Source organism: Limnohabitans sp. TS-CS-82 (genome assembly GCF_002943475.1).
The window spans coordinates 1-12666 of the sequence record NZ_PTQX01000031.1 but is presented as its reverse complement, the minus strand read 5'-3'; the positions used below and the strand labels follow the sequence as shown (position 1 = coordinate 12666).

The following is a 12666-nucleotide window of genomic DNA, read 5'->3' as shown; positions in this document are numbered from 1 at the left end:
GTCGGGATATTTCCCGAATGCTCATTCCATCTCTCAGGTGCCACCGCCTGATCACACTTAATAACGCCACGTTGATCACTCCTGTGCCTCCTGCTCAATGCTGAGCAGGACAGTTTGACTACGTGGGTCAAATTTGGATGCAAATACCTAGGTTTAGTGGCTCACTATTGGATGCAATTCAACATAATGAGGTTGCGCTCTGCGGATGTGTCATTGATGAGAATCAACCAGACCGACATTGCCTCAAGTGCCAGCACGAGTGGCAAATAAAACGTCGCCAATGACTCAAACCGTCTACTACTTAACTGGCATGGGCGGAACCCTTCACACAGGGTTAGGTCAAGCCATCCTTGAACGTGGATTTGATGTTACGGGGAGACAACTCTCAGGTGAGTTCAGGAACATCTCGTTCCAAGACCAGATAGACACCGTATGCAATGACCTGAAAGATAACTTCTGGGATGAGAGTGCCAGAGTCATATGCAACAGCTTTGGTGCTTACATATTTCTCCACTCACTGGCGCAACTAGGTGAGCCTTACATAGGCAAGACACTATTACTGTCACCAATCGTTGGTGAGTTCGAGAATCAAGATGAAGAACGGCCAATGCATTTCTTGCCGCCGAGAGCTAATGTCCTGATGGAACTGGCTCAGTCAGGGATGTATCCAAGTCCAAAGCAATGTGAGATTCACACGGGTGCCGAGGATTGGCAATCAAATCCAGTCAATGTGACCAAGTTCGGTGAGTTGGTAGGTATCCCAGTTCATGTAGTCCCCGATGGAGGTCATATGCTTCCCAAGGAATACGTGAGTTCCGTTCTAGATAGATGGCTCAAATAAGTTCGTATCCACCGTCAACTATCTAGTCGCACCGTATGGCACGTTCTTGAACTGTAAAAAAGCATCAAGGGGTGCTCGTCCACAGTGAATCCAACGTCTCCCACGGTCTATGTGGTGAACGTATCGGTGGGGATATGCCTGTTTATGGCTGATTGCATCGTCCGTATGGGGCTAGGTGCCTTATATCCACGTCAAGCTATCCGCTGGCACCGTTTAAAGGCGTAAAGGACAGTCAGGAGATGTATGGGAAGCAGTTCTCTGGGGGAGTGACATTGGGGGGGGCACTGTGATTCCACACTCATCCCACGGTGTGTTGCATAGGTGCTGATACGGCCAGATAATCTGAGCCTGAACTGGGACATGTCCCAATTTGGTCCACATCAAGGATGACGTGGGTATGCTTAAACTGATGGAAATGGGCTAAAACTCTTAACAAAAGTATCCAAACAAAGCCTGAAAATGACCGTAAACCCGACTATTTAAGATATGTGCAAGGCAGTGGACCGAGGCATGACGATGACCGAGGTGCATTTGCTTGAGAAGCATGGCGGTAAGTCGGGCAGCTACGTCGTCGCCTAAAAGCAGTGAGACGCGCTTACTTTGCAGCGGCCTCTGCGGTCTGCTGCATTTGCCAAAGCTTCAAATACTTGTAGTAGCTGGTCTCGGCGTTGGAGATAGACAGCGCCAAACCATGTCCGCCATCTAAGAAACCTCGGCGAATCACATAGGTACGAAAAAAGGCCCACGCGCCGTGACCCAAAGCACCCGCTACAGATGAGCGCTTTCCGCGCGCATAAGCTTGCTTGGCAGAGGCACTGGAATACGCGTCGACCTTGGACAAGACTTGTGAGAAGTTGAGATAGCTGTAGTGCAACAAATGGTTGTGCAGCGCTTGCACGGGCAACTCCGTCACCACACGCTCATGCACAAGATCATCTGAAAATTTGGCCGTGCCACGTTTGAACAAGCGCAGCACATAGTCTGGTTGCCAACCCGCGTGATGGATGAATTTGCCGCAGTAGGAAGACAAACGCGGCAACTTATAGGCCACGTCAGGCGCGCCCGCTTGCAACACCTGCTTGATTTCCGCGGCCAACTCGGGCGTGACGCGTTCGTCAGCGTCGATCGACAGCGCCCAATCGCAGGTCGCCAAATCAAGCGCCCGATTTTTTTGTGGTCCAAAGCCGGGCCAGTCAGCGGGCTGCGCCACTTTGGCGCCGTGCTGCTGCGCGATGACCACTGTAGCGTCAGTGCTTTGGCTATCCACCACGATGATTTCATCGACCAAGCCGTGCATGGACTGCAAGCAGTCGTGCAAGTTGTGCGCTTCGTTGCGCGTGATGACGATGGCCGAGAGGGTGGGGTGAGCGTGGGTCATGTTGCGCATGAGTTTAGCGTGGCGTGTTTTGCTTCACATCGTCTAGACGCTCGGTCAACGCCTGCGCTTGTGCATCAAAACCTAACAACTTGCCGCTGTCGATGGCGCGTTTCACCACGCGCGCTTCAGGTGAGTAATGCATCAAGCGCAGCGCTTGTGGATACAACTCCGCCGCATTGTCTGTGGTGACCGTCTGCGTGGTGAGCTCAGCAAAGTCTGCTTGATTTTTGAAGAGCCACGATTGCTTGGCATGGTGCAAGGGGTTGTCTCGGTAGGCCGCATCGCGCGAAGCAGCTTGTCGGTAGATTTGCCCCACACGGTTGAAGTCCCATGCCGCGTACAAACAACCGATGAACAACAAGGCAGCCACCAGCATGGGGCCTTCTTGCGCTTCTTCTCTTGCAGGCGCATCAGGTGCTGCCCACAACACACCGATGGCCAAGCCCAAGGTCATTTGAAACGGGCCGTACCAAAGTGGGTATTCCAGCAGGCTGTGCAAGCCCAGTACCAGCAGCAAGCACCAAGCCATCACACGCCATGCGTGTTGTTCACGCCACGGGGTGCGGCGCAGCACCCACACACATATCAACGCCATCACAGCCAGAGCAAATGGCACACCAAATTCGAGTGCCAAGTGCAACGGAAAGTCATGCGCGTTGTCCAGCATGTCGCAAAAACGCAAGATGTTGTAGTCCGTCATGAAGTGCGCATAGTCGGTCTCGCCCCAACCCCAACCCAGCCATGGGTGCTGTGTCACTAGCGCCAACACATTGCTCCACAACACGCGACGACCACCGCAAGCGGCATAGTCTTGCGCTTGACCTGTGACGCGCAAAATCATGCTCGCACCTTGCTCACCCGTCGTTTGTAAAGCCAGCAAAGGCATCCACACGGACCACAACGCCACCAGAACAGGGGCTGCCAACGCCAGCCACACCAAGCCTTTGCCAAATGCCGCTTCTTGCTTAGTGCTGCACCAGGCCCATGCCGCCATCAACACACCGACCAGCGCCCATTGCACAGCACCCGTGCGTGACACCGAACACGCCACGCCTGCGGCCAACACATTGAGCAAGACAAAGGTCAAGGTCCAGCCAACACGCGTCATGCGTTGCGCCTTGGTACGCACCGCCACCCAACCCAGCAACGCCACCAGTCCTAAGCTGGTGAGCGAGGCGAATTGGTTGCGCTGACGCAAGTTGGCAAAAGCATCGCCCTTCAGCGGCTGGTTCACCCAAGGCGCCAACTCACGCGCCAAGCCCAAATACTGCAACACACCCAACACCGCACTGGTGACCGCTGCGGCCAATATCCCCACCACCAACCAACGCAACAGCGATTCGTCCACCGCGGCTCGTCGGCCCACACCGGCCATGAGCCATACGCACATCAAAGACGCCAGCAGCCCCATCGTTAACGCACGGTCCACCACCTGTGGCACCCACAGCATTGAAGCCACCAACCACGCCAGCAACACGCCGCACATCGCGACTTCTGAAACGGTCCAGCGTGGTTTCGCCAGCGGCAGCTCAACCACTGCCAACAAGGCGCACGCCGCCATCATCCAGCTCACCAACAAAGGGATGACGGCTGTGGATGGGCTGCTGACAAAGGGGTTGAGCCACGGCAAGGCGACACACAACACCAAGATGACATTGCGCACCAAGAGGCTTTGAGCTGTAGACGAATTCATGGCGTGATTTTCTATCACTCAGGCGTTGCAAAAACAAAGGCGCCCGTAGGCGCCTGGATCGATGTGTGCATGCGCTTATTTGCAATCACTCGGCACATACTTTTTGTCCAATGCATCACTGGGCACAGACACGCCGACAAACGCGGTTGCATCTTTGGCCATACACCTCCACTGCACCACGCCATCAATCGATGCACTTGTAGCTGTTGGCGCTGGCAATGCAGCTTCAGTCGTGCCGCTCTTGGTGAAAGGCACCAACAACAAGCTACCGCCGCCCGCAGCCGCCGTTGTGGTGATGGTGATGACGCCTGTGCTCGCAGCAATATCAATGCTGCTGATGTTCTTGGTCGCACCACCGAAGGTGTAGCCCGTTTTGTAGCCCGAGGTCGCCGTGGCAATGTTGCCGCTGTTGAGTACATCCAACACATTTGTTTTAGCCGCCGAAGCAAGACCAAGGCCTTCGCTCACACGCGCTCGAATCATGTAGTCTTGGTAAGCAGGCAAAGCCACCGAGGCCAGTACGCCAATGATGGCCACCACGATCATGAGTTCGATCAAGGTGAAGCCGCGTTGTAGGGTTTGTTTCATCGCAAGTCCTTTGAAGGTTGGGCACGAATTCTAGGCAGCGCCGTCAAATCATAAGCAGGTGCATGAGTTCAAAAAAAAGCGAGCGGTGAAACACCGCTCGCTTTGATCTGGGTAACTCCCGAAGGAGATTACTTCAACTGAGCCTTGAGCAATTTGCCCAATTCAGATGGGTTGCGTGTGACGATGAAGCCGCACTCTTCCATGATGGCCAGCTTGGCATCTGCAGTGTCTGCACCGCCAGAAATCAAAGCACCCGCATGGCCCATGCGCTTGCCGGGAGGGGCAGTCACACCAGCGATGAAACCAACGATGGGCTTCTTCATGTTGGCCTTGCACCACTGTGCAGCTTCAGCTTCGTCTGGACCACCGATTTCACCAATCATGATGACGGCGTCTGTGTCTGGATCGTCGTTGAAAGCTTTCATCACGTCGATGTGCTTCAAACCGTTGATGGGGTCACCACCGATACCGACTGCGCTGGATTGGCCCAAGCCCACTTCGGTCAACATCGCCACAGCTTCGTACGTCAATGTGCCTGAACGAGACACAACGCCGATACGGCCTTTGCGGTGGATGTGACCGGGCATGATGCCGATCTTGATTTCGTCAGGTGTGATCAAACCAGGGCAGTTAGGGCCGAGCAACAAGGTTTTCTTGCCGCCAGCAGCTTCCTTGGCTTTCATCTTGTTACGAACTTCAAGCATGTCACGGACTGGGATGCCTTCGGTGATACAGATGGCCAAGTCGAGGTCAGCTTCCACAGCTTCCCAAATGGCAGCAGCTGCACCAGCTGGTGGCACGTAGATCACAGACACAGTTGCGCCAGTTTCTTTGGCAGCGTCTTTGACGGTCGAGAAAATTGGCACGCCGAAAATGGACTCGCCAGCCTTCTTGGGGTTCACACCCGCAACGAAACAGTTTTTACCGTTTGCGTACTCGATGCACTTTTCAGTGTGGAACTGACCGGTTTTACCGGTGATACCTTGGGTGATGACCTTGGTGTTTTTATTGATGTAGATGGACATGTTTTTTCCCTTACTTCACAGCGGCAACGATAGACGTTGCGGCTTCGGCCATGGTGTCGGCAGAGATGATTGGCAGACCTGATTCGGCCAACATTTTCTTGCCCAGCTCGTCGTTGGTGCCTTTCATGCGCACAACCAATGGCACTGACAAGTTCACGGCTTTACAAGCTGTGATCACGCCGCTGGCGATGGTGTCGCACTTCATGATGCCGCCGAAGATGTTGACCAAAATGCCTTTGACATTCTTGTTGGCCAACATGATCTTGAAGGCTTCGGTGACTTTCTCAGCTGTAGCGCCGCCGCCCACGTCCAAGAAGTTGGCTGGCTCGCCGCCAAACAACTTGATGGTGTCCATGGTGGCCATGGCCAAGCCAGCACCGTTGACCAAGCAACCGATGTTGCCGTCCAAGGAGATGTAGGCCAAGTCAAACTTAGAAGCTTCCACTTCAGCAGGATCTTCTTCGTCCAAATCGCGGTAAGCCACGATTTCTGGGTGACGGAACAAAGCGTTGGCATCGAAGTTGAACTTCGCGTCCAAAGCCATCACGTTGCCTTTGCTGTCGCGGTTCAGTGGGTTGATTTCCACCAAAGATGCGTCAGTTTCCATGTAGCACTGGTACAGCTTCTTGAAGATGTCCACGGCTTGAGCGGTGGAGTCAGCAGGCATGCCGATGGCGTCTGCAATCTTCTTGGCTTGTGCATCGCCCAAACCAGTCAACGGGTCGATGAACTCGGTGATGATTTTTTCTGGGGTGCTGTGGGCAACTTCTTCAATGTCCATGCCGCCTTCGCTGGAAGCGATGAAAGCAATCTTTTGAGTTGCACGGTCAGTCACGACTGACACGTAATATTCTTTGTTGATGTCGGCGCCGTCTTCGATATAGAGGCGACGCACTTTTTGGCCTTCTGGGCCAGTTTGGTGGGTCTTGAGCTGCATGCCCAAGATCTCTTCGGCCAAACGCTTGACATCATCAATGGTCTTAGCCACTTTGACGCCGCCGCCTTTGCCGCGGCCACCCGCGTGGATTTGAGCTTTCACAACCCAAACTGGGCCGCCCAACTTTTGCGCGGCTTCCACCGCTTCTTGTACCGTGAACGCAGGGATACCGCGTGGCACTGGCACACCAAATTGACGCAAGATTTCCTTGCCTTGGTACTCGTGAATCTTCATGAGATCTCTCTTAGTAATCGGTGGATTTGTAACGTTTTGTTTGGTTGACGACACCTAAGAGCCGCTCCACACAAAGCCTTGAGACTGTATCATGCTGCATCGCGTCAAACTTTTAACTGGCTTACAACAGCCTAGCGACGCCTCACATTTTTGTACTTTCTGGCGACATCCATGTCTAAAGTCTTCATCGACGGCGAAGCCGGCACCACAGGTCTACAAATTCGCGAACGCTTGGCGCTCATGCCAAGCATCGAAGTCGTCAGCATTGACCCCGCGAAACGCAAAGACCCCGAAGCCAAACGCGAGCTGATGGCTGGCGTGGACATGGTGATCCTGTGTCTGCACGACGACCACGCCCGCGAGTCGGTCGCAATGATCGACAGCCTGAGCGGCAAAAAACCCAAAATCATCGACGCCTCCACTGCGCACCGTGTTGAGCCTGGTTGGGTTTATGGCTTCCCCGAGTTGGCCGCTGGCCAGCGCGAGGCCGTGATCAACGCCGACCGCGTGGCCAACCCCGGCTGCTACGCCACCGGCGCGATTGCTTTGCTGCGCCCCTTGGTGGACGCGGGCTTGGTGCCCGCCGACTTTCCCGTGGCCCTGCCTTCGGTCAGCGGCTACTCGGGCGGCGGCCGCACCATGATTGAGGACTACGAAGCTGGCAAAGCGCCGCTGTTTGAAACCTATGCACTTGGCTTAGAGCACAAACACATCCCCGAAATCATGGCCTACACCGGCCTCACACGTCGGCCTTTGTTTGTGCCATCGGTTGGTAACTTCCGCCAAGGCATGCTGGTGCAACTGCCCATTCATTTGGACATGTTGCCTGCCAAACCCAAGGCGGCTGACTTGCATGACGCACTGGCCAAACATTACGGCCAACACCCAGATGGATGGGTGAGCGTGCAACCCGCCACGGACAACGGCAAGCTCGACGCGACCGCGTTGAACGACACCAACAAACTAGAAATTCGCGTCTTCGCGAACGAAACCCATCGCCATGCCGTGCTGATGGCGCGTTTGGACAACTTGGGCAAGGGTGCCAGCGGCGCTGCGGTGCAAAACCTGCAGCTGATGCTGGGCGTTTAAAAGTCTTCCGCGCCAGCCACGACTTTGCGCACAACCTCAGGCGCAAAACCCCGACTCACTAAAAATCGCACTTGTTTAACGCGTGCCGCTTGGTCAATCGGCGGCTCGCCAAATTTCTTTCGCCAGACTTCGCGGGCTCGCTCTAGCTCGGTGCTGCGCATCGCTTGCACAGCTTCGGCGATGGCCTCGACAGGCAACCCCTTGGCTTGCAATTCTTGACGCACCCGGGATGCACCGAGCTTGCGAGAACGGCTGTTGACCACCGACTCCACCACACGCTGTTCGTTGATGAAGTCTTTGGCCTGCAAAAAATCCAAAGCCTCTGCCAGCTCGCCCGGCGTTTCTTCAAACGGTTTGAGCTTGCGCTCTAGCTCAAAGCGCGAGTGCTCGCGTTGCGAGAGCAAGCGCAAGGCTCGGCCTTTGAGTGAGATTTGAAACCCCTTGGCCCTTTTCGCCTTGGGTTTCTCGTCTTCGTTTGAATCGACGTCGTGTGTCACGAGGCTGACTTTTGGGTTGACGCTTTTGAGCGAGCGTTAAGCCACTACGCCGTCTGCATCTGCATCAGCAGCGCCCTTGACGTCTTTCGCTTCTTTGGCAGCCTTAGAAACCTTGGGCGCTTTTTCTTCTTTGGCTGCAGGTGCATCTACACCGCCAGCCAACAATGGAATACCCAAAGATTCGCGCACTTTGTTTTCGATTTCGAAAGCCAGAGCTTCGTTTTCACGCAAGAACTCACGCGCGTTGTCACGGCCTTGGCCGATTTTTTCGCCTTGGTACGCATACCAAGCGCCGGACTTTTCAATGACCTTGGCGTTCACGCCCATGTCAATGATTTCGCCTTGGCGGCTGATGCCTTCGCCAAACAAGATGTCGAACTCGGCCGTCTTGAACGGAGGCGCGACTTTGTTCTTCACCACTTTGACTTTGGTTTCGTTACCCACCGCTTCGTCGCCACGCTTGATGGTGCCGGTGCGGCGAATGTCCAAACGCACAGACGCGTAGAACTTGAGCGCGTTACCACCGGTAGTAGTTTCTGGTGAACCAAACATCACGCCAATCTTCATGCGGATTTGGTTGATGAAGATCACCGTGCAGTTGGTCTTCTTGATGGAAGCCGTCAACTTGCGCAGCGCTTGGCTCATCAAACGGGCTTGCAGGCCTGGCAATGAATCGCCCATGTCGCCTTCGAGTTCGGCCTTGGGTGTGAGGGCGGCCACAGAGTCGACCACCACCAAATCCACAGCGCCTGAGCGCACCAAGCTGTCGACCACTTCCAACGCTTGTTCGCCGGTGTCGGGTTGGCTGATGAGCAAGTCTTGCAAGTTCACGCCGAGCTTTTGGGCGTATTGAGAATCCAAAGCGTGCTCAGCATCCACAAACGCGCAAGTGCCGCCTTGTTTTTGCATCTCAGCGATGACTTGCAAGGTGAGGGTAGTTTTGCCGGATGACTCTGGGCCGTAGATTTCGATCACGCGACCACGCGGCAAACCGCCCACGCCCAAAGCAATGTCCAAACCCAATGAGCCGGTGGACACAACTTGGATGTCGTCAATCACTTCGCCTTCGCCCAAGCGCATGATGGTGCCCTTGCCGAATTGTTTTTCGATTTGCGCCAAGGCGGCTTGGAGGGCTTTGGCTTTTTCGCTGTCAGCGACGATGGGTTTGTTGTTCATGAGAAATCTCCGTTAAATCAAGGGCTTACCGAGAATGTCCAGTTACTGTGTTTAACAACAACTGGATGCTTGACCAGTACTTTAACGCAAAGTCGAAACTTGTAAACACTTTTTTTGGTCAGTTTGCCTTACCATCTATAAATGACTTCTGCTCCCACCTTTTCCACCCAGCAAGACTGGCGACAAGTTCACTTGGGCCGCTTACTCGGCCACGCCATGCGACGCTTTGACGCTCGCGTGCTGCACCTGATGGCGCACAACGTGGATGTTCCTTTGGCGCTGTCCAACCTTGCCGCCCGCGCCCAGGTCAGCGCAGCGCACATCCACATCACACGCCACCTGAACCTAGAAGGCTCACGCCTGATCGACCTCGCCGCCAGTGCCGGCATGACCAAGCAAGCCATGGGCGATCTCGTGACCCAGTGCGAAGCGTGGGGTTTGGTGCAGCGCTTGTCCGACCCGCAAGACGCTCGCGCACGGCGCATTGTGTTCACCGAAACAGGGCTGGCTTGGCTGCGGGCTTTTGAGCAAGCCGTGGCACAAACCGAAGCGGAATTCAAACAAGAAGTGGGCACAGACGTGGCCACCGTGGTCAGCTTAGGGTTAGAGGCCTATGCCGGGGCTTACTCGGACCTAGAATCGCAGCGCTGAACTTTCTAAAAAACACAAACAAAGTTGGAGACAACACATGCGCATCCTGATTGCAGAAGACGACTTGGTCTTGGCCGACGGCCTGTTGCGTACTTTGCGCGCATCGGGTGCCGCCGCCGACCACGTGGCCAGCGGCACCGAAGCCGATGCCGCCTTGATGACCACGGATGAGTTCGACCTGCTCATCTTGGATTTAGGCCTTCCCAAAATGCACGGCCTTGAAGTGCTCAAACGTTTGCGATCACGCGGTTCATCCATTCCTGTGCTCATCCTCACCGCCGCTGACGGCGTGGAAGAGCGCGTCAAAGGTTTGGACTACGGCGCGGACGACTACATGGCCAAACCCTTCAGCCTGCAAGAACTCGAAGCCCGCGTGCGCGCCCTCACACGTCGCGGGATGGGCGGCACCTCGTCGTCCATCAAACACGGCCCCTTGGTGTACGACCAAACCGGTCGCGTGGCCACCATCGACGGCAAGATGGTTGAGCTGTCTGCACGCGAACTCGGCTTACTCGAAGTGCTGTTGCAACGCAGCGGCCGCTTGGTGAGCAAAGACCAACTGGTCGAGCGCTTGTGCGAGTGGGGCGAAGAGGTGAGCAACAACGCCATCGAGGTATACATCCACCGCCTGCGCAAGAAGATTGAAAAAGGCCCGATCCGCATCGCCACCGTGCGCGGCTTGGGCTACTGCCTCGAAAAAATTCCGGGCTAAACACGGCGCACTTGCATGGCAAAGCTGTTTAGGCGCGAGCAACACTCGCTGTTTGGCGAGATTTTGGATTGGATGCTCACGCCGCTGCTGTTGCTGTGGCCGGTCAGCTTGGCGCTCACTTGGCTGGTGGCGCAAAACATTGCAGGCCGCCCGTTTGACCGAGGCTTGGAATACAACGTGCAAGCCCTCGCGCAGCTCGTCAAGAGCGACCAAACGCGCATGTATTTCAACTTGCCTTTGCCAGCGCGCGAAATTTTGCGCGCCGACGAAGCGGACTTGATTTATTACCAAGTGCTGGGCACGCGTGGCGAATTTGTGAGCGGCGAACGCGACTTTCCGCTACCCCCAGACGAAGAGCAACCTCTGCCAGGCGAAGTGCGTATTCGCGATGACGAAATGCGCGGCGCCGATGTGCGCGTGGCCTACACCTGGGTGCGCGTAGACGTGCCAGGTGCCAAGCCCGTGCTGGTGCAAGTGGGCGAAACGTTAGAGAAACGCTCTGTGCTGGCCACCGAAATTATCAAAGGCGTGATGCTGCCGCAGTTCGTCATCTTGCCGCTGGCCGTGCTGCTGGTGTGGCTGGCTTTGGCGCGCGGCATTCGCCCGCTCAACAAACTCGAAGAACGCATTCGCTTACGCAAACCCGATGACTTGAGTCCGTTGGATGAATCTGCGGTACCGCAAGAAGTAGCCCCTCTGGTGGCCTCTATCAACGACTTGCTCACACGACTCAAAGAATCCATCGCCACACAAAAACGCTTTTTGGCCGATGCCGCGCATCAGCTCAAAACACCGTTGGCGGGTTTGCGCATGCAAGCCGACTTGGCGCAACGCGCGGACTCTAGCGCGGATGAACTCAAGCAATCGCTCAAACTCATTGGACGCGCCAGCATTCGCGCCACGCACACGGTGAACCAACTGTTGTCCTTGGCACGCGCCGAAAGCGGCAGCACCAACATCGCGCGCAGCCCTTGTGATTTGGTGGCGTTGGTGAGCGACGTGATTCAAGACTCGCTGCCACGCGCCTTGGACAAATACATTGACCTAGGCTATGAAGGTGCGGCATCCGGCAGCACAGGTGTGCGTGTGATGGGCAACCCCACGCTGCTCAAAGAAATGGTGCGCAACTTGGTGGACAACGCAATCAACTACACGCCCTCCAGCGAGGACACTCCGGGCGTGATTACCGTGCGTTTGCTCGCCGACAAGTTTGGCAAAGTGGTGGTGTTGCAGGTGGAAGACTCAGGGCCAGGCATTCCAGAAGCCGAGCGCGATTTGGTGTTCCAACCCTTCTACCGCGCCTTGGGTACCGAGGCCGATGGCTCGGGCCTCGGCCTGCCCATCGTGCTGGAAATCGCGCACCAACACGCCGCCGTGGTGACGCTGGAAGATGCATCCCCCGGCAAGTGAACTGACCCCCAAGAGTTGGACAAACTTAAAGGGGGTGACATGAGGAAGTACGAAACCGAGTTCAAGCTCAAGGTGGTCAAGAGCTTTTTGAATGGGGACGGCGGAGCGAAGTTGCTGGCCCGGCAGTGGTCAGTGCCTGAGGAGAAGATCCGTACTTGGGTAAGCCACTACCGTCTGCACGGCATTGACGGGCTACGACCCAAGCGCAGCAAGTACAGTGCGCAGTTCAAGTTGCAGGTACTGTCTCATCAGGACCGTGAGCAGCTTTCTTGCCGGCAGGTTGCGGCGGTCTATGACATCCGCAATCCCAACCAAGTCGTGACCTGGCGACGTAAACTTGATGAAGGCGGCGTGCAGGCCTTCGGGACCTGGGAACAAGAGCACTCCAGTATGAAGAATGAACAACGAAGCCCAGTGCCGCCAAGCACGGCCATC

General features: G+C 55.7%; 13 protein-coding genes and 1 pseudogene. 7 read left to right on the top strand and 7 right to left on the bottom strand.

Going from position 1 to position 12666, the window contains the following annotated elements:
- Nucleotides 1-280 precede the first annotated feature (280 nt).
- The gene (locus tag C5F52_RS29545) at nt 281-841 is read left to right on the top strand and encodes a hypothetical protein (protein ID WP_104801915.1); all 561 of its coding nucleotides are present in this window, start codon (nt 281-283) and stop codon (nt 839-841) included.
- Nucleotides 842-1324: 483 nt separating this feature from the next.
- Nucleotides 1325-1420: pseudogene (gene moaC, locus C5F52_RS29540) on the top strand (cyclic pyranopterin monophosphate synthase MoaC); the annotation flags it as partial.
- Between the two features lie 16 nt (nt 1421-1436).
- Here the strand turns inward: moaC and C5F52_RS29535 are convergent.
- From C5F52_RS29535 to sucC, 5 genes are all read right to left on the bottom strand, one after another.
- The gene (locus tag C5F52_RS29535) at nt 1437-2219 is read right to left on the bottom strand and encodes a glycosyltransferase family 2 protein (protein ID WP_104801917.1); all 783 of its coding nucleotides are present in this window, start codon (nt 2217-2219) and stop codon (nt 1437-1439) included.
- Nucleotides 2220-2232: 13 nt separating this feature from the next.
- Nucleotides 2233-3912 carry a PglL family O-oligosaccharyltransferase gene (locus tag C5F52_RS29530; protein ID WP_104801914.1) on the bottom strand — a complete coding sequence of 560 codons (1680 nt, stop codon included), beginning with the start codon at nt 3910-3912 and terminating at the stop codon, nt 2233-2235.
- Between the two features lie 75 nt (nt 3913-3987).
- Nucleotides 3988-4500: a pilin gene (locus C5F52_RS29525; protein WP_104801913.1), complete on the bottom strand. Its 513-nt coding sequence runs from the start codon at nt 4498-4500 to the stop codon at nt 3988-3990.
- 128 nt (nt 4501-4628) lie between these two features.
- Nucleotides 4629-5525 carry a succinate--CoA ligase subunit alpha gene (gene sucD / locus C5F52_RS29520; protein WP_104801912.1) on the bottom strand — a complete coding sequence of 299 codons (897 nt, stop codon included), beginning with the start codon at nt 5523-5525 and terminating at the stop codon, nt 4629-4631.
- Nucleotides 5526-5535: 10 nt separating this feature from the next.
- A complete protein-coding gene (gene sucC, locus C5F52_RS29515; protein WP_104801911.1) occupies nt 5536-6696 on the bottom strand; it encodes an ADP-forming succinate--CoA ligase subunit beta in 1161 nt (386 codons plus the stop codon).
- Between the two features lie 171 nt (nt 6697-6867).
- Between sucC and argC the strand changes: the two genes are divergently transcribed.
- Nucleotides 6868-7785 (top strand): N-acetyl-gamma-glutamyl-phosphate reductase, encoded by a 918-nt coding sequence (argC, locus tag C5F52_RS29510; RefSeq protein WP_104801910.1) that lies wholly within the window; start codon nt 6868-6870, stop codon nt 7783-7785.
- Here argC and recX read toward each other — a convergent pair.
- Together recX and recA are read right to left on the bottom strand one after the other, a co-directional pair.
- Nucleotides 7782-8216, bottom strand: a complete 435-nt coding sequence (recX, locus tag C5F52_RS29505; protein ID WP_104801916.1) for a recombination regulator RecX — start codon at nt 8214-8216, stop codon at nt 7782-7784. The genes argC and recX overlap by 4 nt on opposite strands.
- A gap of 102 nt (nt 8217-8318) precedes the next feature.
- On the bottom strand, nt 8319-9458 hold the full coding sequence (recA, locus tag C5F52_RS29500; RefSeq protein WP_104801909.1) for a recombinase RecA: 1140 nt from the start codon (nt 9456-9458) through the stop codon (nt 8319-8321).
- A gap of 141 nt (nt 9459-9599) precedes the next feature.
- Between recA and C5F52_RS29495 the strand changes: the two genes are divergently transcribed.
- The 4 genes from C5F52_RS29495 to C5F52_RS29480 all read left to right on the top strand — a co-directional run.
- Nucleotides 9600-10109: a MarR family winged helix-turn-helix transcriptional regulator gene (locus C5F52_RS29495; protein WP_104801908.1), complete on the top strand. Its 510-nt coding sequence runs from the start codon at nt 9600-9602 to the stop codon at nt 10107-10109.
- A gap of 37 nt (nt 10110-10146) precedes the next feature.
- On the top strand, nt 10147-10821 hold the full coding sequence (locus C5F52_RS29490; protein WP_104801907.1) for a response regulator transcription factor: 675 nt from the start codon (nt 10147-10149) through the stop codon (nt 10819-10821).
- A 15-nt stretch (nt 10822-10836) separates the two neighbouring features.
- The gene (locus C5F52_RS29485; RefSeq protein ID WP_104801906.1) at nt 10837-12231 is read left to right on the top strand and encodes a sensor histidine kinase; all 1395 of its coding nucleotides are present in this window, start codon (nt 10837-10839) and stop codon (nt 12229-12231) included.
- A 39-nt stretch (nt 12232-12270) separates the two neighbouring features.
- Nucleotides 12271-12666: transposase (locus tag C5F52_RS29480; protein ID WP_146100209.1), on the top strand; the 396-nt coding region annotated here is incomplete at its 3' end.

Excerpts from the sequence above, each read along its gene's own strand:
- C5F52_RS29545 (WP_104801915.1), top strand. The coding sequence starts at position 281 with ATGACTCAAACCGTCTACTACTTAACTGGCATGGGCGGAACCCTTCAC.
- C5F52_RS29535 (WP_104801917.1), bottom strand. The coding sequence starts at position 2,219 with ATGACCCACGCTCACCCCACCCTCTCGGCCATCGTCATCACGCGCAAC.
- C5F52_RS29530 (WP_104801914.1), bottom strand. The coding sequence starts at position 3,912 with ATGAATTCGTCTACAGCTCAAAGCCTCTTGGTGCGCAATGTCATCTTG.
- C5F52_RS29525 (WP_104801913.1), bottom strand. The coding sequence starts at position 4,500 with ATGAAACAAACCCTACAACGCGGCTTCACCTTGATCGAACTCATGATC.
- sucD (WP_104801912.1), bottom strand. The coding sequence starts at position 5,525 with ATGTCCATCTACATCAATAAAAACACCAAGGTCATCACCCAAGGTATC.
- sucC (WP_104801911.1), bottom strand. The coding sequence starts at position 6,696 with ATGAAGATTCACGAGTACCAAGGCAAGGAAATCTTGCGTCAATTTGGT.
- argC (WP_104801910.1), top strand. The coding sequence starts at position 6,868 with ATGTCTAAAGTCTTCATCGACGGCGAAGCCGGCACCACAGGTCTACAA.
- recA (WP_104801909.1), bottom strand. The coding sequence starts at position 9,458 with ATGAACAACAAACCCATCGTCGCTGACAGCGAAAAAGCCAAAGCCCTC.
- C5F52_RS29495 (WP_104801908.1), top strand. The coding sequence starts at position 9,600 with ATGACTTCTGCTCCCACCTTTTCCACCCAGCAAGACTGGCGACAAGTT.
- C5F52_RS29490 (WP_104801907.1), top strand. The coding sequence starts at position 10,147 with ATGCGCATCCTGATTGCAGAAGACGACTTGGTCTTGGCCGACGGCCTG.
- C5F52_RS29485 (WP_104801906.1), top strand. The coding sequence starts at position 10,837 with ATGGCAAAGCTGTTTAGGCGCGAGCAACACTCGCTGTTTGGCGAGATT.